Genomic DNA, 19,470 nt, shown 5'->3' on the forward strand with positions numbered 1-19,470 from the left:
CCAAATAAGCATGTGGATTAGTTTCAATTGCGAACATCGATCAGCTTGAATATTATTCAATTATAGGATAAACGGGGGGAAATCCGTTTGGTCTAAATTTTTTTACAATTATGCGCAAATGCCATGTAGCTTGCATTTAATTTAGAAGGTACATACCCTCGGTTTAACAACGTGATTGATTTAACACCGCCATTGAAATGAAATTTGTATTTTTTGTTTTTTGAAATAATTTGATGAAGCGGGAATTGAAAGTTCATGCATTATTTAATGCATTCCTCAACTCGCATCTAGCCTTCATTTTCATAGAATTCGAATTATCAAGTACTCATCATCAAAAACTGAAATTCTTATTTGAATAATGGAATGAGTTTATGAGAATCATATCCTAAAAAACCCATTTTTTTAAGGCTAGAGAAAGGACATACCAAGAACAACCTCAAACCTTGGTAAATATCAAATAATGAGGGAATAATGAAAATAAAATGAATGGAATAAATTTGCCTATTTATAAAAATGAAAGGGCAACTAGAATGCTGCCCTTAATCAATTAATGCTCACGGTGATTGGCATCTTAAGCAGCTACTCCTGTCATTCTTCTGCATTCTTCCGCACAAGCCTTACAAGCATCTGCACATTCCTGACAATGCTGGGTATGATGATTACTACACTCATCTCCGCATTGCTGGCAAATATCTGCGCAAATACGGCAAATGTCTTGAGCAAAAGAGCTACCCATACTCATCAATTGAGCGGCAGAGTAGCAGATGGCTGCACATTGCATATCAAGCTCAATACACCGCGCCATCATTTTCACGTCTTCTTCCTGAGTGCATGAACTTGCACAATGATTGCAAATTGAAGCACACTTTAAGCATGCATCAATACAGTTTTTCCATTCATGGTATCCCATAACTTTAATTTTTTAGGGTTATAAAAAAAATTCCTATATAGATAACATGGTTATTTCCAGGCGGTTTCATTTTGTTTAAGAAAAGCTTTAATCCCGTGATATGATGCTTGTTTAAACGGTAGAAGAATAAGAAACTGGTTCTCGTATTCAAATAAGGAGGAATAGTGATAAATTAAATTCTCAACACCTACTTTAAGATTTTGCACATCATTTTATTAGTATTATATTTGCAATACGGAAATGGTGTCCTTCCGATTCAACCGCTTTTTTCAAAAGCTGATGGCGCCTACAATAGAAATTCCAGCAGGTAATAAAATCTGCCGGTCAAAGTATTGTAGGTGAAAAAATTAAAAATAAATTCTCAACTCTTATTGCTGGCAGCTATCTTAATTGCGCTTGTCTTACTTTGTCTGTCTGCCAAAGTGAGATCAGTGTTAGCAATGGTCCTGCCGGTTGAAACTGAATGGTTCTTGTGGATAAATCAGCACCATAATGCATTCTGGGATACGATCATGTACTGGGCCAGTGATAAGCGTTTTTGGCTTCCTTTTTATGCCTTCATTATTTATTGCCTCTTCCAGAATTTCTGCAAAAAAATTTGGCAGGTTCTTATTACCATTGCGCTACTAGTTGCTAGTGCAGATCAGATTGCTTCAGGACTGATTAAAAACACCGTTAAGCGTCTACGCCCTTCCCATGAACCGAATCTAACTACGATCATTCATTTAAGTAAAGCAGGTGCGGGTGGGATGTATGGATGGCCATCCGCTCTTTCATCACCTATCTTCAAAAGCATTCTTTCCGCTGGTTCGGCATTTACCGGATCATTGCCGGAGCAACGGTTCTTGTACTCATTTACTTTGGAATTATTCAATAACGGAAAATTAACATAAAACTATGTGGTGGATCTACGCGCTATTATCAGCTTTCTTTGCTTCCCTTACGGCCATCTTTGCAAAAGTCGGCGTAACCAATGTCAATTCTGATTTGGCTACTGCCATACGAACGGTGGTAATACTGATTGTAGCCTGGGGGATCGTAATGGCCAGAGGCGAACTTAAAGGAATTACGGAACTGTCAAAGCATAACCTGCTATTTCTTTTTTTATCTGGCCTTGCCACCGGCTTGTCCTGGATATTCTACTACAAGGCTTTGCAGATCGGGAAAGTGTCCCAGGTCGCCCCTGTTGATAAGTTGAGTGTTGCCCTAACTATTATACTTGCAATGGTGTTCCTGAAAGAAGCTCTTACCCTGAAAGTATTCTTTGGTGCCCTGCTGATCATTGGGGGAACACTGGTTTTGATCTTTTGAGAAACTCAATTATTTGTAAGCAACCGAAATACTAAAAATCAATATAAAACAAAAAACTATGAAATTAACTAAAATTCATGCCCGTGAAATTTTGGATTCCAGGGGCAATCCGACAGTAGAAGTAGAAGTCACTCTTAACGGAACAACAGCAAGGGGTATTTCTCCATCCGGGGCAAGTACGGGTGAAAAAGAAGCCGTAGAGCTTAGAGATGGTGATCCAGAGCGCTATAATGGTAAAGGCGTGGAAAAAGCAGTAAAAGGGATTAACGTCGAAGTCGGCAAATCAGTCACCGGCTTATCCTTTGAGGGTCAGCAGGCCTTCGATGATCATATAATTGGTCTGGATGGAACCGAGAATAAATCAAGGCTCGGCGCAAATGCGATGCTTGCGGCCTCAATCGCCTTCGCCCGGGCTTCGGCCGTTGCAAAAGGGATTCCCTTGTATAGGCAGCTAGTGGAAAGGGAAGGTTACGTAATGCCCGTACCGTGCATGAATGTCATTAATGGGGGAAGGCATTCTGATAACAACATCGATTTTCAGGAATTTATGATTGCCCCTCATAACGCCCCCTCGTTTAAGGAAAGTATCCGTATGGGCGAAGCTGTTTTTCATTCCCTGAGAAGTCTGCTAAAAGCGAAAGGCTATTATACCGGAGTTGGTGACGAAGGTGGGTTTGCGCCAAATCTGAGTTCTAATGAGGAAGCCGTCCAAATCATCATGGAAGCGATACATATTGCCGGTTTTGCTCCAGGCAAGGATATTTCCCTTTGTCTTGACCCAGCGACCAGCGAAATGTGGAATAATGGAAAATATGAATTTTATAAAAGTTCTAAAGAACGGATCACAACAGATGAAATGATTGGCTTTTGGGAAGGATGGTTAAAAGAGTACCCAATTATCCTGTTGGAAGACGGGTTGGGCGAAAACGATTGGGAGGGATGGAAAAAGCTGACCAGCCTTTTGGGAGACAAAGTGGAATTGGTTGGAGATGATATATTCTGCACCAACCCGAGTATTATCCAGCAGGGAATCGACCAGGGCATTGCAAACAGCGTACTGATTAAATTGAACCAGATCGGTACAGTTTCCGAAACGCTAAAGGCCGTAGAACTAGCCCAAAAAAACGGTTACAATTGCTTTATTTCTCACCGCAGTGGTGAAACTGAAGACACGACAATTGCGGATCTGGTTGTCGCTACCGGTGCGGGGCACATCAAAACAGGAAGTGGCTGCCGCTCTGAAAGGGTATCTAAATTTAACCAGTTGCTTCGGATAGAAGAAGAACTTGGTGATAGGGCATCATTTGCAGGAATCAATACTTTTTATAAAAAATTATAAATCAGCCGCTAACCTACAATGAAACATAATAAATTTTTATTTGAACACCTTTCGGTTTTTAAATATGCGGTTCGATGGACGCTGCTTATACTTCCTGTTGCCATTGCAATAGGAAGTATGGTTGCCTTGTTCCTTTGGCTGCTAGGCTGGGCCATTCACTTTCGCTTTCAGCATACCTGTCTCATTTTTCTGCTACCTTTAGCAGGTATTGTGATCCACCTGATTTATCAGTCAGTTGGTAGGTCCTCAGAAAAAGGAAATAACCTGATCATGGATGAAATCCATAGGCCGGGTGGTGGAGTGCCCAGGCAGATGGCGCCAGTAATCTTAATAACTACAGTGATTACCCATTTGTTTGGCGGATCGGCTGGAAGAGAGGGAACCGCGGTACAAATCGGAGGAAGCATCGCAGGAATGTTTAGCCGCTGGTTTAAGCTAAATGAGGTAGACACCAAGATGCTCCTTACCGCGGGAATTGCAGCCGGGTTTGGGGCGGTGTTCGGAACACCGCTCACCGGTGCCATATTTGCAATGGAAGTTCTGGCCATTGGAAGAATAGAGTACAAGGCTTTACTTCCCGCATTAATTGCCAGCGTGCTTGGTGATCTTACTGTCTCTGCCTGGGGCATCCATCATACCGCTTATCACATCGATCTCATAGAGAAAAGTGCCTACTTTCTATCTGAATACCTGCCGGTAAACCTACTCCTGCTTAGTAAGGTTATTCTAGCATCCACATTGTTTGGTCTGGCCAGCTACCTGTTTGCTGTAATGGTGCATGAGATCAAGGCCTTTTTTTCTAAAGTATGTAAGATCCAGTGGCTTATTCCTGTTATCGGTGGTCTGATTATTATAGGCTTGACTTACGCCATCGGGAAACCGGATTACTTAAGTTTGGGCGTGGATAGCGAATACCAAGGAGCCGTTACAATTCCCTCTGCTTTTCAGCCTGGTGGAGCAGATACTTGGAGCTGGTTATGGAAGACCATTTACACAACTTTAACATTAGGAACTGGATTTAAAGGTGGTGAGGTAACGCCTTTGTTTTATATTGGTGCAACATTAGGCAATGCACTTTCGACCTTATTAAATGCTCCAGTTAGTTTGTTTGCTGCCCTTGGATTTATTGCTGTTTTTGCTGGTGCAACGAATACACCCCTTGCCTGTACGATTATGGGTATAGAACTTTTTGGTAGTGAATACACCATGTTTTTTGCGGTAGCCTGTTTTACAGCCTATTTTTTCAGTGGCCATTCAGGTATATATTCTTCACAGCGTATTGCGGTACCCAAAATATTTACGGGAACATAAAATATTGACTTATCCTGTTCCTGTGGATTATCATAAAGAGGTGAAATTTTTATAAGATCCTTGACCAATGCAATCAGCAATTTATATCAAAAAACAACGCTATATCGACCGCTTTCCTTCCTCTCTTTTCTAAAGCATCAAGTACAGATGATTTAACTGCCTATGTTGTTTTAATAAGGTAGAGCAGTAAAAGTATACTAGCTATGAAAACTAAAGCGGTTAAAACTTTAACAAAAAGTGTTGAATGGTAATACACCCCCTGATTCAATTGTTCTTTCGTTGAATTATATCTTAAGTAAGAACAAATGATAGTAATTGCTCCCAGGGCAACTAGAAAAATCCCGATAATGCGGGAATCTCCGGTTTGGTGCAGGGGCACTTTACTCCCCAGTGCGGCACTGATCTGCTTGATAAATAGCGAGAATTTCATCACCACGAAGCCAAATCCCATGATACCAATACTGGTTCTGATCCAGGCCAAAAATGTTCTTTCATTAGCCAAATGGTCTCCTGCATGCTGTTTGGTGTTTTCCTGATCTTGAATTTTCATCTTGTTCTGTATCGGTATATTACAGCAATATATTTGCATGTTATGTCAATATCGATGCCAGTTTGGAGATGATAACCCTGGTATCCCGGATGCAAGTAAGCCTGTTTGATTCAGTGCCGGCAGGATAGCAGGTAACTGCAATTTCTTCGATAAACGATAAGCCTGATAGGTCAATAGATTCTTTAACCTCTTGTTCAATGCTTTTCATTAGGATCATGATTAATCGGGGTTGATATGTTCTGATTTTATGAGCTAATTGCTCTATTCCCCCCTGCCTCTGGTTTTTTCTGATTTTAACTGACGATTTATCAATAGGTGTACAAGTTAGATGTTCCAAAAAGCATCCCGTGCCTTTAAAGAACTGCAAAAAATCTTCTACAGATTTAAAATCGCCAAATACCTCACTAAATGCAAGATAAATTGTTCGAAACAGATTAGTATTTCCCAGGTAAAAATGTTTATCGTCACCTCCAGGAGCTTCAGAAACAAAGAGCAGCAGCACTTTAGCTGGCTGATATTGCCTCGAAATTTCGGTAACACTATACATTATAGTTGTAGCTTTTAGCGAAGCGCATAAATAGTTCCGCCAGAGCGTCCTGCTGACCATGAAGCTGAATGAAATGAAACGGCCTTTCGATAACCATATCCTTGATATCTATGATGCGGCATTCATTATTCTTGAGCTCTTTCAATATGGAGTGGATAGATAAAAAAGCCAGGCATTTGCTGTGAATCAAATAGGATTTAATGCTTTCGGTACTACCTAACTGCATTTCTATATTTAAGTCCCCCACCTTTATCTGGTGTGCTTTTAAAGCATATGCAATAACATCTAGTGTACCAGAACCAGGTTCACGAAGTAATAAATCATAATCCTTCAACTCATTCGGTTTGATCATTTCCTTTTTCATGGCATAATTGTGACCAGAACACACCAGCACCAGCTCGTCTTTTAGATATTGTTCGTATTTAATCTGTGGGTTCCGGGAGATGCCTTCAATGATTCCAAAATCTATTTCCTTAGCAATCAAACGCTGCTCTACATCTTCTGTGTTTCCGGTAACCAGTTGAATTTGTATATCCTTAAACTTATTGTGAAACTGTGCCAATACAGGTGGAATGATATATTGTGCCACAGTACTGCTGGCACCAATCCTCAATATTCCTTTATGCTGTTTAGTAAGTAGATTCATATCATATTCCAGTTCCCGGTAAGTTCCAAAAATCTGTTCTGCGTAATGCAACAATAATTCGCCGGCTGGGGTGAGGCTGATTTTTTTGTTTCCACTGCGTTCAAATAATGACATTTTGAACTCCTGCTCTAATTCTTTAATGTGTTTGGTTACAGCAGGCTGACTGATAAATAACTCTGCCGAGGCCTTTGTAAAATTCAGCCTTTTAGCGACAGCATAAAATACTTGCAAACGGAAATCTATCATACACGGTTTTAGTAGATAACCTAAGATACAAACAATTTGTTTCAACGGGTACTGACATCATAACCTTACGTTATCATCAATAACTTTTTATGCTTTTTCTGATGAGTAGAATAAATGCACATTTGTAACAGAAAAATATTGGTTATGAATAAGGAATCAACAGAAAAAGAAATCAGACAAGCACTTATATATACAGCCAGGACAACGGCTATCATTGCGTTTCTATTTGTTGCTTGTGGAACCATTTTCATCTGCACTTTATTTTTTAATGGGCAGCCAGATGTAGTGACAGCAAAAACCAAACAGGATGTGGAAACCGGTATAGCTGCTGTTAACGTCAAAAGCCAGGTTGTACCTGCTGATGCCTGGAAAGCGCCTGATGAAAATACGATTCCGGCGGACACCAAGTACGGCCAGATGATCAGGTATGGCAAAGAATTAATAGCACATACGAGCAAATATTTTGGGCCAAATGGATCCATAGCCCGTATTACAAATGGTATGAATTGTCAGAATTGTCACCTCGAGGGTGGAACCAAACTGTTCGGAAATAATTATGCTGGTTTTATTTCCAGTTTTCCTAAAATGAGTGGCAGATCAGGAAAGGTTGAACCTGCATCGGCACGTATTGCAGAGTGCTTCAATCGAAGTCTTGCAGGCAAAGTACCAGACGAATCTAGTAAAGAGATACAGGCAATGCTGGCTTATATGAAATGGCTTGGAACAGGTGTAAAAAAAGGGGAGAAAGTGTTTGGAACGGGAACCGAAAAATTAAAATTCCTGGATAGGGCAGCGAATGTCAAACATGGAGCGATTTTATATACCAGTAAATGTCAAAGTTGTCATGGTGCAAATGGTGAGGGAATACTCGATGAAGACAAACTAACTTATGTTTATCCGCCATTATGGGGCAAACACAGCTACAATGATGGCGCAGGGATGTATAGACTCAGTAACTTTGCGGGGTTCGTAAAGAACAATATGCCATATGGTGCCAGATATGGAGATGCGCGGTTAAGTGATGAGGAGGCCTGGGATCTCGCTGCTTTTGTGAACTCACAGCCAAGACCACATAAAGATCAGGGAAAAGATTACCCTGATTTGTTAAAAAAACCTTTTGATGCGCCATACGGACCATATGCCGACAAATTTTCTGAAAATCAACATAAGTATGGTCCATTTGCACCAATTGTAACCTCCGAAAAACAAGTAAAACTAACAACTAAATAAATCATCAAAATCTAAAATCATGAAAAAAATAACCTTAATCTGTACATTATTTTTGCTGATCGCAGCAACCTCGGCCACTTTTGCCCAAGCTACACCTGCTAATTTTACAGGGGCAAAAGCCACCCTGAAAAATTATAAGGCACTGTATGTAATCAATAACGGTGATGAGAAAAAGATTGCAGGAACACTTCGAAACCTAAAAAATGCACTCGACGATCCCAGGTTAAAAGGGAAAATCAATGCAGAACTTATTGCCTTTGGAGATGGCGTAGCTGTTTACCAGAAGAACGGATCTTTTGAAAAAACATTGTTAGAACTGCAATCCAGAGGAGTAATTCTTGCACAATGTGAAAATACCGTCAGAGAAAGGAAAATCGAAAAAAATACCTTATTTGATTTTATCAGTTATGTACCCAGCGGCAATGGTGAAATCATCATCCGTCAATATCAGGGATGGGCAGTTGTACATCCTTAAACCAAATAATTAGAAAATCATGAAATATATAAATCACACCTTTTTAGCCACAGTTGCATTTTTATTGCTTTGTGGAAATGTTAAGGCCCAGGATCATCGCTTTGATCCGCCCTGGAATACTCCACCTGAAAGTAAAGTTCAGTTCACAGTACCTGGAGTAGACAATGTGCCTGATCTTTTTGGAGACATTAATGATCCCCAACTGGTGGTTTTCTTTGCCGGTAACCAGTTTATGTGCATTGACGAATTAATTGCAGCCTTTAAAAAGTCATATCCACATTATCAGCGGGTATTTGCCGAAACGCTTCCCCCAGGCATTTTAGCCCAACAAATAAAAACCGGTAGCATTGTGGTGGGCAACATGAGAATTACCTTAAAGCCGGATGTTTATACAGCTGGTAAGAACCGGATAGACATGACCCCTGAATGGTTTAGCAAAACGACTTTATATGCTAGAAACAGGTTGGCAATCATGGTCCAAAAGGGAAATCCGAAGGCATTGAAGTCACTCAAAGATTTAGCAAATAAAGAGCTGAGGATCAGTATGCCCAATCCAGAGAATGAAGGGATCGGTAAACGTATTGAAGAAGCCTATGTGAAAGCTGGAGGGGAAACATTAAAATCTACCATCATGGAAGATAAAGTTAAAGATAAGACTACTTATCTTACCATGATCCATCATCGCCAATCACCAATGAGGATCCTATACAACGAAAGTGACGCCGCTCCAGTATGGTATACTGAGGCCTACTATCAGAAAATGATTGGCCATCCTGTTGAGCTCATTGAAATTCCTGAAAAAGAGAATATCCATGCGCAATATATAGCGGGACAGTTAAAAGATGCGCCACATCCGGCCGCTGCAAAAGATTTTATGGATTTTTTGATCAGTCCGCAGGCTGCTGCCATCTACAAAAAGTTTGGTTTTGATTTACCTTAAACATAAACACAATGAAAAATATATTTTTAACCATATTGTCAGTCGTTGCTGTAGTGACCATTGGGAATGCACAAATCCCAAACGATACTTTATATGTCTATGGTCCCGGTGGGCCGCTCGGACCGATCAATGAATGTGCGAAGGTTTTTGGAAAGCAGCATGATATCGTAATTAAAGTCACTGCCGGGCCAGATAATGAATGGATGCCGGATGCAATGAAACATGCAGATCTGTTCTTTGGAGGAGCAGAATACATGCTTTCAAAATTCATGTCTGACCACCCAAACATGATAGTGGCGAACTCTCGGACAGAGTTATATAAACGTGCGGCAGCGATCCTGGTACGGCCCGGCAATCCTAAAAACATCAAAAATCTGGGCGATCTCTGTAAACCAGGTGTGAAAATTCTTGATGTGAATGGGGCTGGGCAAATGGGGCTTTGGGAAGATTTGGCAGGTCGACAAGATCTGATTGCAAACATACAGCAGCGTATAGCAGGTACATTTGCAAATTCGGCATTGGGTATTGCTGCATGGAAAAATGATCCTCAATATGATGCCTGGATAACATTTGGCTCCTGGCATAACCGTTTACCAGACCTCACCTCAATGGTTAGGATTCCTGTTACACAAACAGTCTATAGAGGTACACCTGTAGTGAGGGGTAGCACTGGTACGCATAAGTCGGAAACTGAGGATTTTATCAAGTTTATGCAATCCGATAAAGGACATCTCATTTTCAAAAAATGGGGTTGGGAATAAATAATGTCTAAAAACTTATCTTCTATAACATGAAGTTATGGAAGATAAGTTTTAATGATTTGATCGGGGTTTATTAGTTATGGATCTTTGAATTAGAAAATAAAGACAATCAAAATTATGACACAAATCAAAGACAATTCAAATTCTTCTAAAATAAAGGCGGGTAACCTGCTAAACTTAAATTTAAACACCCGTAAAATTATCTTCATCCTGGCAGTTTTGCTGTGCCTCTTTCCATTTATGTCGCCTCCTTTAGCCTTATTGCTAGGATTAGTATTGGCGCAACTAATGGAACATCCCTATCTGCATTTAAATCACAAGGCCACAAACCTGCTGCTAAAAATTTCTGTTGTCGGGCTAGGATTTGGAATGAATGTATTCAGTGCAATGAAAGCAGGAAAAGAAGGCGTACTGTTTACCGTAGTTTCTATTTTCGGAGTGCTTATCATTGGTTTTATCCTGGGAAAAGTATTTAAAATAGAACGTAAAACATCTTTTTTGATATCAGCTGGAACGGCGATCTGTGGTGGAAGTGCTATTGCTGCATTGTCGCCTGTAATGAACGCAGAAGAAAAACAGATCTCCGTTGCAATGGGTACTGTTTTTATACTCAACTCGGTGGCCTTATTTCTTTTCCCCGCTATCGGACATGCGCTTAACTTGTCACAGTCACAATTTGGTATGTGGTGTGCCATTGCTATTCACGATACCAGTTCTGTTGTTGGGGCAGCCAGTAAATATGGTGAACAAGCACTACAGATAGCCACAACTGTTAAGTTAGCCAGAGCACTATGGATTGTTCCCGTAGCGTTTGGTACATCTTTCCTGTTCAAAAGCAACAATAGCAAAGTTAGTATACCCTATTTTATAGGGCTATTTATCCTGGCAATGATCGCCAACACCTACTTACCTTTTATTAAGCCTTTTGCGCCCTACTTTGTAGCATTAGCAAAAGCAGGCTTAACTTTAACCTTGTTCCTGATAGGAAGCGGACTCTCATTTACTATCTTGAAAGCAGTGGGGATAATGCCACTGTTACAAGGCGTAATTTTATGGATAGTAATTTCAAGTGCTGCATTATGGGCAGTTATATCTTTGGTTTAAAATACATTAGTTACTGATCATCACCAGCTTTTTTGAAAGATCATCAATAAGAACCACATGTTTATAATCGGCGCCACCTGTTCCTACACTCTTAATTATCCCCGAGGATTGACCGCTAAAAGCTCCTTTTTCATCGGTCTTAAAAGAATTGATGACATAATCTGCGTTAAACGTATCATTTGAGGAGTTGGTTAACGCTAAAGTATACGAAGTATTTGGCTCGAGTTTTTTAAAGTCCTGTTGGACAAGATCAGTCAAGCCTACGCTTCTTACGTTTAGCATGCCTGATGACATTGAATTATCCTTATTCATCAATTTAATCACCTGACTTTTGTCTGCAAGATTAAGCGGGGTTAAATTTTCTTTTGAGGCATTTGCAGGGCTGGCATTAGCGGCGTACAACAATGCTTGCGGACATTGTCCAATAGCAATGGTTTTTACAACGGCCATTTTTACCAGATCAACCACTTGTACCTGGTCATCATTTTCTAATCCGACATATGCAAATTTACCATCTGCCGAAGTCCAGACGCCATGTGGCAATGATCCTGTCGCAACGCTATCAGTAAGCTTGAAATCTTGTGAAACACTAAATACTTTTAAGCTGTTTTCTCCGCCAATGGTTGCCAGCATCACAGGTGAATCATTAACTAAAGTAAAAGTGACATGGTTGGTAATTGGACCTGTATTTAGTACTGTATGTATCGTATTTGTCTCCGTGCTGATGACAGTGATCTTCCCTACATCCTTATGTGTCAATGCAATCCATTTCCCATCAGGACTACAGAATATATTTGGAGAAAATGGACTAACTACTGGAATACGCTTTACAATAGCATAAGAAGTTGCATTCACTACATCCACTTCTGCAGTAAAGCTGGAACAAATATAAGCCCATTTTCCATCTGGAGTAAAAGCAACCATTCCCGGGCCGTCGGCTACTGGAATTTGCTTGATTTCAATCAGTTTATTTGCATCAATTACGCTGATATACGATTCTCCTCTTACCGATATCCATGCCTGTGATCCTGAAGGGTTAAAGGTTGCCTCATGCGGTGAACGTCCGATATAAACAGTTTTTAAAACTTTATTTTTTGCTGTTGAAATAAAGGTTACTGAATTTGATCCAATGGAAACCGCTGCTAGTAATTGCCTTTTAGGGGAATAACCCAGGCCATGAACCAGGGCCTGTCCCTTATATAGAGGACTTAAGATATCAGGTTGGGGTTTACCAAGAACAATATTTCCTAATAGCGTTTGTGTTGAGGGATCTAAGACAGAAACCGTATTAGATATCTGATTGCCTGTATAAACCCTGTCTTGGGCATAGATTGATTGTGCTTTTGATTGTAGGGCAAAACTGAATATTAATAGCGTAAACAAGGATATCTTTTTCATATGTTAATGGGAGTTTGTAAATGTCTTCATTTGTTGGATTTCTATCTGTTCATCTGAGATAATATTCTCGGCCAGTCTTTTTACATTTTTATTTTTTCCATACCGCAACTCAACTTTAGCCATGTCGATGGCAGCCTGATGGTGAGGAAGCATTATCCTTGCAAAGGACAGATCAGTATCAGACAATTGTTTTTCTTCAGGCATTTGTTCCATCATCACTTTCATCATCTTCTGGTTGGCGTTTTGATGTTGGTTGCCTGTAGCGATAAATCCTTCAGGATGGCTGAGCAGGAGTCGCATTTGCTGAATCTGGGTTTGTTGCTCAGCTTTGATACTTTTAGCTAGCTGAATCATTTCTTTATTTTTTCCGGTCTTAATCTCTTCTTCTGCCATATCAATAGCACCCTGGTGATGTGGGATCATCATTTGTATGAAATCTCTGTCTGCAGATGTGGTAGCTGATATTTCATCCATCTTCATCATCATATGAGCCATTTGCCCAAGGAAGACATTTTTTTTAGTTGCCATTTGCATGTGTTCATGTTGTGCTCGTGCAGAGAAACTAGCAAATAGTAGAAGTATAGACGTGAATCTGATCATGGTTTGATGTAGAATATTAATTGTGATAAACTGTTTATGCCAAACAAGCCTTATGCGATAACCGCAAGATCCTGAAATTTGTTCTTATTGAGCTATATTACATCTACATCAATTGGCGAGATAAAATTAACCATGTAAGTTCTTCTGTCTAAATCATGCTCCATGGGTTGCGTTTTGCCATTTTGATCTGTCGCTCTAGCCATTAAACTATATCTTCCAGTCTTAGCAGGAACCACCCATTCAAATTCAAATAGCTGCCAGGCGAAAGGGATAGCAGGACCAATTAATTTTGCTGGTTGCCATGAATTTCCTTTATCCGTGCTTATTTCTACTTTCGATAGGTTACTATCACCTGACCATCCTGCACCCCTTACTTGATAAGGTTTTCCAGCCGGCACCGCTTCAAACAATACCGGCCTTGATATTTCAGACTTAACCAATGTAGTGGTTACGGGCGTCAAGGTAGGTAGTCCTTCAACACGCTTCCAGTAAGCATATTCAATCGTCTGCCAATAGCCATCAAACGGCTTTTCAGATGCAGTAATTTTCATCAGCCATTTCACAGATGCCATACCATACCATCCTGGAATAATTGCCCTTGCCGGGAAACCATGTTCAGCACTCAATGGTTTTCCATTCATTTCATAGGCGATGATGATGTGATCCTGCATTGCTATATTTAACGGAATGCTTCGGGCGAATTTGATTTTTCCTGGTGATTTCGGCTCTTCTGTAATCATCCCCTCATCATTCCCTTCCAAAATAATGTCTACCGTACCCACCTTTATGCCAGCCTTCTTTAACAATACGGATAAAGGTACTCCTGTCCATTCAGCATTGCTGATCCCACCTTGTTCCCATCCTAAACCCTTCACTTTTGGGGCGAGGTTAGCACGTCCGTTTCCGGCACATTCTATAGTAGCCATTACCTTTTTTGCAGGAAGCTTTTTAAGTTCGCTCAGATTGATCTTTATGACATGATTGGTGTTGCCGCCAATCTCTAATTCCCAATTTGTAGCATCAATATTGGGAATATTAAAATGACTCCTGATGAAGAACTGGTTATTTGGAGTAATCCTGTTTTTTAACGTAGGAAATGGAAACTCCATATTTAATGGCTTTTTCTCTCGCGTAATAAGTCCTGGAAAGTCATTGTCTTCTCTGGTTTGTTGAATCTCCTTCGCCGAAGCCCAGGATGGTATTGTTGCGCCAGCTATCACCGGGATAATTCCAGTAACAAAATTACGTCTGTTTAACGTGTAGTTTTGTGATGTTTTGTCGTTTTTCATTTCAATAAATGTAGGTGATTACAATATAGCCAAAAATCTCTCATAGGATAACTTGTATTCTTCCTTTTTCTTGATGGTTGAAAGGAAACAACTGTAGACTTTACTTCATCGCTGGCCTGCTAGAAAAGACACAATAGTTCTATAACTGTTTATCAAATACTCATCTCAATTTCTATCAAAAAACGGTCGTTTCTTGATAATACAAAAATGGGCGAAACAATTCATTGAAGAGGCTATTGGAATAGATTTCAAAATGATAAATTCCTTGGTAAAACTTATAGTAATTTCTTTTTACGATACTGCCTTTCCACCTTATTGTTTAACAAATTCTCAAAATCAACTATCGCTTCGCAATGCTCATAAAAGTTCGAACTTCCGCGGATTGACTCTACTAAATTGACAAAAGCCCTGAAGCTCGACTTCTTTCTTTGAAAGCGGTCTGAATTCAGGGCTTTTTGTTTGCGCCCTTTTCTTCAAATTGAGTAAGCTTTTGATAGCAGATTGCAATTAGGGGTTTTTAAGTCAATATTTTTTCTACCTACGTGACAGCATAAACGACTTAGGCTGATATCAATGAAAATTTCTTTTGAACTTTTTTAGAATTTAACAACGCCCGAAACAGCAGCTGGCGTGTTTTAGCGTAAGATTTTCAACGCTCAACGCGTTTGATAGGATATTGTTAGCCTTTTCAAACCAAAAAAGCAGAAAATTCTGCTTTTTTGGTTTGAAAGTATACCTGTGGAGAATATCGGATTCGAACCGATCACCTCTTCACTGCCAGCGAAGCGCTCTAGCCAAATGAGCTAATCCCCCTTATGCAGCAAAAATAGCAATAAGTTTTTCTAAACCAAATGATATTTAATCTTTAAATCTAAAAGCGAATAGAAGAATCAGGCAGCAAATCGAAATTGCCGAGAGTAAAGGATAAATTATAAACAAAAACAGCAAAAATGTGGCACCCAAAATCAACACAAAAAATGGTATTGCTTTCTATAAAGAATACATAAAACACATTGCGATAAGCGCCAAAATGTTAATAGAAACTAAAACCACTGCAGAAAACATTGCTGCCAAAATAATCGACAGGCATTACACTAAACTTATGCAGCAGTTAAATCAATAATTCTGTTGTTAAGTAAATCTTGATAAACATCAACAAACTGTGCAACATGAAATCCATCCATCAAAGCATGATTGGCATGTATAGAAACCGGCATTATCTTATTTCCATCTAAATCTTTCAGCTTTCCAAAAGATATTTTCGGACAACTATCTTTATAAGCGTAATTGCGGGCGTGAGACATTGATGTAAAACTTAACCAAGGTAGCGCAGAATAGTGGATTACATTTTCTCCTGAGGAAGCGGGTATTAAGCCCGTGGTGTTCTTTACCCGTTCCATTTCCTGTTGGGCAGCTGCGTAGAAATCCTGAAAGCTGTCTTTGTAATCAAAATAGCCAAAACCAAAAGTTCCATTCGGTCTGTTTACGGTTGCTGCCGCATTTATGTAATCGTATTGCCAAACTTCGCCATTGATAATTCTATATTTAAAATTTTCAATCTGGTTTGCCGCAACCAGCGATTTGTACAAGTAAAGCAAAAAGAATGATGTTTGATTTACTTTCGCTTCTTCGTAAGTTGCCGTGCAGTTTACATCCACCGTTACGCCAAAAAAAGGCTCATCGAAAGCATTGAAAAAGTTAAAATGGTCTTTCCGCAGCCAGGTATTTATATCTATTTTTTCTTTCATTAAATTAATTTTGTTAAAACTTCTGCAAGGCTATCCATCTGATAAAAATTAGGATGATTGATGGTATGGTCGATGTGCTCATGCACCCATGTTGTATGATATGGTATATGAACGGCATGCCCGCCGATAGCCAGTACCGGCAAAACATCAGACTTTAGTGAATTGCCCAACATCAAAAATTCTTCAGGTTTACAATCCAGGTGCTTTAAAAGCTTTCGATAATCTTGCTCTTGCTTATCGCTCATAATTTCAATATGATGAAAATAATGGTCGAGGCCGGATTTGGTGAGCTTTCTTTGTTGATCCAGTAAATCGCCCTTGGTAGCCACAACCAACCGAAACTTTCCGTTTAGCGCTTTCAAAACATCTTCAACACCATCTAATAGCTCAACTGGTTTGCCCAACATCTCCTGCCCAAGTTCAAGTACTTTTTTAAGCACTTCAGGGTTTGCTTTTCCGTTAGTAATTTTCAAAACAGTTTCTATCATGCTAAGCATAAAACCTTTAATGCCATAACCATAAAGCGGCAAATTGGCAACCTCTGTTTTATACAATTCTGAAACGATGCTGTGACGTGGCAAAAAATCTTCCAGTAAACCGGCGAATTGGTCTTCCGCTTCACGAAAGTAGGGTTCGTTTGCCCAAAGTGTATCGTCGGCGTCGAAAGCAATTACACTAATTTTATTATTCATTGTTATGCTTACTTTAGTGTTGCAAAAGTAAATCAACCTTCATCAATAAGAAAGGACATTTGTCTCGACAGAAATTATGTTACGAACAAACCTTAAATTTTTATCCTTTATAGAGGATTTTCACCTTGCAAATGCCGAAGGAAAAAACATCACCTTAAAATATTTTCCTCCAGGATTTAGGTTTATCGAACAGGGTGAAACGATTAGAAATATTTACATTATTAAAGATGGGTTAACTAAATGCTTCATTGCTGAAGAGAACGGAAAAAACTTTATAATCGAATTTTTAGGTAAAGGAGAAGTTGTGGGGGAGCTCGAAGCCATTAAAAAATAGATTGCCTTTGCAATGTTGAAGCCATAAATGCAGTTGCGGCTTATGCTATTCCGGATCATTTCTTTTTAAAACTGGTTGAAGAGAATATCGAGTTCAGCAAACTGTTACTTCAGGAACTTTCAACGCGGATTATCCAAACCAGTTCACGGGCGTCATTTCAGCAATTATACACCTTACAATATGGGTTAATGAAACTTCTAAAGTTTCAAACGGAAGAAAACATTTCTGTGTCTAAGGAAGACATGGCTGCCTATTTAGGTATTTCGGTACGGAGTTTTAACAGAACTTTAAAACAAATGAAGGCGAAAGGTACTTTTGGCGGTGATGAAAATTTTAATAAACTATTGGCAAAACTGGGCTGATGTAAATCATAAAAAAAATGTCTGGCAATGAACTGCCAGACATTTCTTTGAATTCATCGAATGATTTTAATTTTTTACCGGTGCCGCACCTGGTGCCGGAGCATTGAAATCAAGTTCATTAAGTGGAATATCGAAGTAATCCATAAAATTGTAATCGATAAAGCAGCTTCTTATTTGTGAGGCGGTAGTACCAAGTGTAGAGCCTTGAATAAGTACATTTGCCGCCGCACGGCCGCCACCTGAAGCTGCAGATTGTGTTACGCCCCACCGTCTGGCATCATAAAATGCCGTTCCACGCTGAAATAAGGCAACCCTGCGTTCGCGTCTTAAAATTGCTATGGCGGCAGCTTGGGTTAATCCTGTGCCAGCAGTTGCCGCAACTTTTGCGCCCTGGTAAGCACGAACCTGATCAATAATTGCCAGACCAGTTTCTACAGCGCCAGTTCTGATGTTTGCCTCGGCAATGTCTAAACGGGTTTCCTCGTAGGTTGCACCAACCTCCATAAAGCCTTGGTTATCACTAGTTGCAAATTTACCTCCCGATTCAATCGGTACAGCGCCATATCGGGTTCCGAAATTAAAACCCCTGTCGTTGCGTAAGTTTGGCGAAGTAAGCAAATAAAAATTGGCCGCCAACCGGGCATCATTTGCATCAAATTCCTGCACCAACCGTTCACTTACAAATGTAAACTGAGCGCCCAGGCCTAATAAAGAAAATGGATGATAAAACGCACCGGATAAATCATTTGTGCCGTTAGGATCCATACCGATTCGAAAGTTATTGTCTGTTGCCTGCATGCCCGCATTCGCAAGGGTAGAAACTGCCGACCAGTCTGCGGTAGTCATGGTTGCAACTTTCTTGTTAGCCATTAAATTACGGGCTTTGTAGCTGCTTATTTGCCTTTTCCACATGTCGGGCGTTATCCTCGAAGAACGTGCAGCGAAATCAGGCGTTACAGCATCGATTGTAGCATTGTAAGCATCTATATTCGCCGCAGCAACGGTATTAAGTTGCGCAACACATTTATCAAAGTTGCTTGTCGCCTCAGTAATTATCGCATCACGGGTTATAAAATTTCCGTTTGTTGTACCATCAGCATTGTTATTAATTACGCCGGAAATGTACATCGAACCGATGTGAGAGTAGGCATACGCTTTCCACCAATAAGCCCAGGCACGCAAGGTTGCCTTCTTTGTGGCCGCATCACCTGTAAATTTTGTTTCGGGTTTATCAATTGATGCAAGCAAAAGATTACAACTCGCGTTCAATAAATTCATCGACTCCCATTCGTATTTAAATACGTTTAAATCGCCCGCCGTTCTGCTATTTGTACTTTGTAACTGCAGCTTTTGCTCCGGGCCGATCGGGTTTTTTAAAACCGTACCATTTGGCAAAGTTACGGAGGTAACCTGTTCAGCCCATCTCCAGCCCCAGTTGCCATAAGGTGAGTAAAGTTCATCGCCCATAAAGCTGTGTAAAGACCAGGCAATAACGAAATTGGCGCCAAGGCCTTTAACATATAAGCCTTTCGAAAATGCTAATATTCCGTCTTCAACTGTAAGCGATGCATCGGGCGTTGGCGAGTTTGGGTTAATAAGTTCGAGGTCTGTTTTCTGGCAACTGCTCATAAAAACAGCCAAAATAAATATGCTAATAATTTTTTTCATGATTTCAGG

General features: G+C 40.0%; 22 protein-coding genes, 1 tRNA gene and 1 riboswitch. Of the genes, 12 read left to right on the plus strand and 11 right to left on the minus strand.

Annotated features, from left to right (window positions below; genetic code table 11):
- Positions 1-571: 571 nt before the first annotated feature.
- On the minus strand, positions 572-910 hold the full coding sequence (locus AC0IWT_RS12795) for a four-helix bundle copper-binding protein (protein WP_008245450.1): 339 nt from the start codon (positions 908-910) through the stop codon (positions 572-574).
- A 227-nt stretch (positions 911-1,137) separates the two neighbouring features.
- Positions 1,138-1,206: riboswitch (Fluoride riboswitch) on the plus strand.
- 42 nt (positions 1,207-1,248) lie between these two features.
- Here AC0IWT_RS12795 and AC0IWT_RS12800 point away from each other — a divergent pair.
- Genes AC0IWT_RS12800 through AC0IWT_RS12815 form a run of 4 tightly spaced genes read left to right on the plus strand, consistent with a single transcriptional unit; the run spans position 1,249 to position 4,871 of the window.
- On the plus strand, positions 1,249-1,803 hold the full coding sequence (locus tag AC0IWT_RS12800) for a phosphatase PAP2 family protein (RefSeq protein WP_124910972.1): 555 nt from the start codon (positions 1,249-1,251) through the stop codon (positions 1,801-1,803).
- Positions 1,804-1,807: 4 nt separating this feature from the next.
- Positions 1,808-2,221: an EamA family transporter gene (locus AC0IWT_RS12805; RefSeq protein ID WP_008245453.1), complete on the plus strand. Its 414-nt coding sequence runs from the start codon at positions 1,808-1,810 to the stop codon at positions 2,219-2,221.
- 58 nt (positions 2,222-2,279) lie between these two features.
- Positions 2,280-3,560: a phosphopyruvate hydratase gene (gene eno / locus AC0IWT_RS12810; protein ID WP_008245454.1), complete on the plus strand. Its 1,281-nt coding sequence runs from the start codon at positions 2,280-2,282 to the stop codon at positions 3,558-3,560.
- Positions 3,561-3,578: 18 nt separating this feature from the next.
- Positions 3,579-4,871 carry a voltage-gated chloride channel family protein gene (locus AC0IWT_RS12815; protein WP_008245455.1) on the plus strand — a complete coding sequence of 431 codons (1,293 nt, stop codon included), beginning with the start codon at positions 3,579-3,581 and terminating at the stop codon, positions 4,869-4,871.
- A 160-nt stretch (positions 4,872-5,031) separates the two neighbouring features.
- Here the strand turns inward: AC0IWT_RS12815 and AC0IWT_RS12820 are convergent, their stop codons facing one another.
- Genes AC0IWT_RS12820 through AC0IWT_RS12830 form a run of 3 tightly spaced genes read right to left on the minus strand, consistent with a single transcriptional unit; the run spans position 5,032 to position 6,860 of the window.
- A complete protein-coding gene (locus AC0IWT_RS12820) occupies positions 5,032-5,421 on the minus strand; it encodes a YidH family protein (protein WP_008245456.1) in 390 nt (129 codons plus the stop codon).
- Positions 5,422-5,461: 40 nt separating this feature from the next.
- On the minus strand, positions 5,462-5,968 hold the full coding sequence (locus AC0IWT_RS12825; RefSeq protein WP_056095394.1) for a hypothetical protein: 507 nt from the start codon (positions 5,966-5,968) through the stop codon (positions 5,462-5,464).
- Positions 5,961-6,860, minus strand: coding sequence for a LysR family transcriptional regulator (locus AC0IWT_RS12830; RefSeq protein WP_056095397.1), 900 nt, complete (start codon positions 6,858-6,860; stop codon positions 5,961-5,963). Before AC0IWT_RS12830 ends, AC0IWT_RS12825 begins: the two co-directional genes overlap by 8 nt.
- A gap of 144 nt (positions 6,861-7,004) precedes the next feature.
- Here AC0IWT_RS12830 and AC0IWT_RS12835 point away from each other — a divergent pair, with 144 nt between their 5' ends.
- The 5 genes from AC0IWT_RS12835 to AC0IWT_RS12855 all read left to right on the plus strand — a co-directional run bounded on the left by AC0IWT_RS12835 (position 7,005) and on the right by AC0IWT_RS12855 (position 11,370).
- Positions 7,005-8,090: a c-type cytochrome gene (locus AC0IWT_RS12835; RefSeq protein ID WP_187593149.1), complete on the plus strand. Its 1,086-nt coding sequence runs from the start codon at positions 7,005-7,007 to the stop codon at positions 8,088-8,090.
- Between the two features lie 19 nt (positions 8,091-8,109).
- Entirely contained in the window at positions 8,110-8,565 is a 456-nt protein-coding gene (locus tag AC0IWT_RS12840; RefSeq protein ID WP_008245470.1) for a DsrE family protein, read from the plus strand.
- Between the two features lie 19 nt (positions 8,566-8,584).
- Entirely contained in the window at positions 8,585-9,505 is a 921-nt protein-coding gene (locus AC0IWT_RS12845; protein WP_056870676.1) for a molybdate ABC transporter substrate-binding protein, read from the plus strand.
- An 11-nt stretch (positions 9,506-9,516) separates the two neighbouring features.
- Positions 9,517-10,266 (plus strand): substrate-binding domain-containing protein, encoded by a 750-nt coding sequence (locus AC0IWT_RS12850; protein WP_008245473.1) that lies wholly within the window; start codon positions 9,517-9,519, stop codon positions 10,264-10,266.
- A gap of 117 nt (positions 10,267-10,383) precedes the next feature.
- Positions 10,384-11,370 (plus strand): YeiH family protein, encoded by a 987-nt coding sequence (locus tag AC0IWT_RS12855; RefSeq protein ID WP_008245480.1) that lies wholly within the window; start codon positions 10,384-10,386, stop codon positions 11,368-11,370.
- A 6-nt stretch (positions 11,371-11,376) separates the two neighbouring features.
- On the opposite strand, the gene AC0IWT_RS12860 is transcribed toward AC0IWT_RS12855, so the two are convergent.
- The 4 genes from AC0IWT_RS12860 to AC0IWT_RS12875 all read right to left on the minus strand — a co-directional run bounded on the left by AC0IWT_RS12860 (position 11,377) and on the right by AC0IWT_RS12875 (position 15,470).
- On the minus strand, positions 11,377-12,768 hold the full coding sequence (locus AC0IWT_RS12860; protein WP_056095402.1) for a beta-propeller fold lactonase family protein: 1,392 nt from the start codon (positions 12,766-12,768) through the stop codon (positions 11,377-11,379).
- Between the two features lie 3 nt (positions 12,769-12,771).
- Positions 12,772-13,368 (minus strand): DUF305 domain-containing protein, encoded by a 597-nt coding sequence (locus tag AC0IWT_RS12865; protein ID WP_082489588.1) that lies wholly within the window; start codon positions 13,366-13,368, stop codon positions 12,772-12,774.
- Positions 13,369-13,460: 92 nt separating this feature from the next.
- Positions 13,461-14,657: a sulfite oxidase gene (locus AC0IWT_RS12870; protein WP_008245487.1), complete on the minus strand. Its 1,197-nt coding sequence runs from the start codon at positions 14,655-14,657 to the stop codon at positions 13,461-13,463.
- A gap of 739 nt (positions 14,658-15,396) precedes the next feature.
- Positions 15,397-15,470 (minus strand) — tRNA-Ala (locus AC0IWT_RS12875).
- Between the two features lie 139 nt (positions 15,471-15,609).
- Between AC0IWT_RS12875 and AC0IWT_RS12880 the strand changes: the two genes are divergently transcribed.
- Positions 15,610-15,780 (plus strand): hypothetical protein, encoded by a 171-nt coding sequence (locus AC0IWT_RS12880; protein WP_471797472.1) that lies wholly within the window; start codon positions 15,610-15,612, stop codon positions 15,778-15,780.
- Here AC0IWT_RS12880 and AC0IWT_RS12885 read toward each other — a convergent pair.
- Positions 15,758-16,405: a CatA-like O-acetyltransferase gene (locus AC0IWT_RS12885; protein ID WP_471797473.1), complete on the minus strand. Its 648-nt coding sequence runs from the start codon at positions 16,403-16,405 to the stop codon at positions 15,758-15,760. The two genes, AC0IWT_RS12880 and AC0IWT_RS12885, sit on opposite strands and share 23 nt — an antisense overlap.
- Positions 16,405-17,097 (minus strand): HAD family hydrolase, encoded by a 693-nt coding sequence (locus tag AC0IWT_RS12890; protein ID WP_471797474.1) that lies wholly within the window; start codon positions 17,095-17,097, stop codon positions 16,405-16,407. The genes AC0IWT_RS12885 and AC0IWT_RS12890 overlap by 1 nt, the downstream gene beginning before the upstream one ends.
- A gap of 76 nt (positions 17,098-17,173) precedes the next feature.
- Between AC0IWT_RS12890 and AC0IWT_RS12895 the strand changes: the two genes are divergently transcribed.
- Together AC0IWT_RS12895 and AC0IWT_RS12900 are read left to right on the plus strand one after the other, a co-directional pair.
- Positions 17,174-17,431, plus strand: coding sequence for a cyclic nucleotide-binding domain-containing protein (locus tag AC0IWT_RS12895; protein WP_471797475.1), 258 nt, complete (start codon positions 17,174-17,176; stop codon positions 17,429-17,431).
- A 188-nt stretch (positions 17,432-17,619) separates the two neighbouring features.
- Positions 17,620-17,793, plus strand: a complete 174-nt coding sequence (locus AC0IWT_RS12900) for a helix-turn-helix domain-containing protein (protein ID WP_471797476.1) — start codon at positions 17,620-17,622, stop codon at positions 17,791-17,793.
- Positions 17,794-17,859: 66 nt separating this feature from the next.
- Here AC0IWT_RS12900 and AC0IWT_RS12905 read toward each other — a convergent pair whose 3' ends face one another.
- Positions 17,860-19,461: a RagB/SusD family nutrient uptake outer membrane protein gene (locus AC0IWT_RS12905; protein WP_471797477.1), complete on the minus strand. Its 1,602-nt coding sequence runs from the start codon at positions 19,459-19,461 to the stop codon at positions 17,860-17,862.
- Positions 19,462-19,470: the final 9 nt, after the last annotated feature.

This window comes from Pedobacter sp. AC464, from assembly GCF_979253075.1.

Coding starts and splice junctions, on each gene's coding strand:
- AC0IWT_RS12795 (WP_008245450.1), bottom strand. CDS start 910: ATGGGATACCATGAATGGAAAAACTGTATTGATGCATGCTTAAAGTGT.
- AC0IWT_RS12805 (WP_008245453.1), top strand. CDS start 1,808: ATGTGGTGGATCTACGCGCTATTATCAGCTTTCTTTGCTTCCCTTACG.
- eno (WP_008245454.1), top strand. CDS start 2,280: ATGAAATTAACTAAAATTCATGCCCGTGAAATTTTGGATTCCAGGGGC.
- AC0IWT_RS12815 (WP_008245455.1), top strand. CDS start 3,579: ATGAAACATAATAAATTTTTATTTGAACACCTTTCGGTTTTTAAATAT.
- AC0IWT_RS12820 (WP_008245456.1), bottom strand. CDS start 5,421: ATGAAAATTCAAGATCAGGAAAACACCAAACAGCATGCAGGAGACCAT.
- AC0IWT_RS12825 (WP_056095394.1), bottom strand. CDS start 5,968: ATGTATAGTGTTACCGAAATTTCGAGGCAATATCAGCCAGCTAAAGTG.
- AC0IWT_RS12830 (WP_056095397.1), bottom strand. CDS start 6,860: ATGATAGATTTCCGTTTGCAAGTATTTTATGCTGTCGCTAAAAGGCTG.
- AC0IWT_RS12835 (WP_187593149.1), top strand. CDS start 7,005: ATGAATAAGGAATCAACAGAAAAAGAAATCAGACAAGCACTTATATAT.
- AC0IWT_RS12840 (WP_008245470.1), top strand. CDS start 8,110: ATGAAAAAAATAACCTTAATCTGTACATTATTTTTGCTGATCGCAGCA.
- AC0IWT_RS12845 (WP_056870676.1), top strand. CDS start 8,585: ATGAAATATATAAATCACACCTTTTTAGCCACAGTTGCATTTTTATTG.
- AC0IWT_RS12850 (WP_008245473.1), top strand. CDS start 9,517: ATGAAAAATATATTTTTAACCATATTGTCAGTCGTTGCTGTAGTGACC.
- AC0IWT_RS12855 (WP_008245480.1), top strand. CDS start 10,384: ATGACACAAATCAAAGACAATTCAAATTCTTCTAAAATAAAGGCGGGT.
- AC0IWT_RS12860 (WP_056095402.1), bottom strand. CDS start 12,768: ATGAAAAAGATATCCTTGTTTACGCTATTAATATTCAGTTTTGCCCTA.
- AC0IWT_RS12865 (WP_082489588.1), bottom strand. CDS start 13,368: ATGATCAGATTCACGTCTATACTTCTACTATTTGCTAGTTTCTCTGCA.
- AC0IWT_RS12870 (WP_008245487.1), bottom strand. CDS start 14,657: ATGAAAAACGACAAAACATCACAAAACTACACGTTAAACAGACGTAAT.
- AC0IWT_RS12885 (WP_471797473.1), bottom strand. CDS start 16,405: ATGAAAGAAAAAATAGATATAAATACCTGGCTGCGGAAAGACCATTTT.
- AC0IWT_RS12890 (WP_471797474.1), bottom strand. CDS start 17,097: ATGAATAATAAAATTAGTGTAATTGCTTTCGACGCCGACGATACACTT.
- AC0IWT_RS12895 (WP_471797475.1), top strand. CDS start 17,174: ATGTTACGAACAAACCTTAAATTTTTATCCTTTATAGAGGATTTTCAC.
- AC0IWT_RS12900 (WP_471797476.1), top strand. CDS start 17,620: ATGAAACTTCTAAAGTTTCAAACGGAAGAAAACATTTCTGTGTCTAAG.
- AC0IWT_RS12905 (WP_471797477.1), bottom strand. CDS start 19,461: ATGAAAAAAATTATTAGCATATTTATTTTGGCTGTTTTTATGAGCAGT.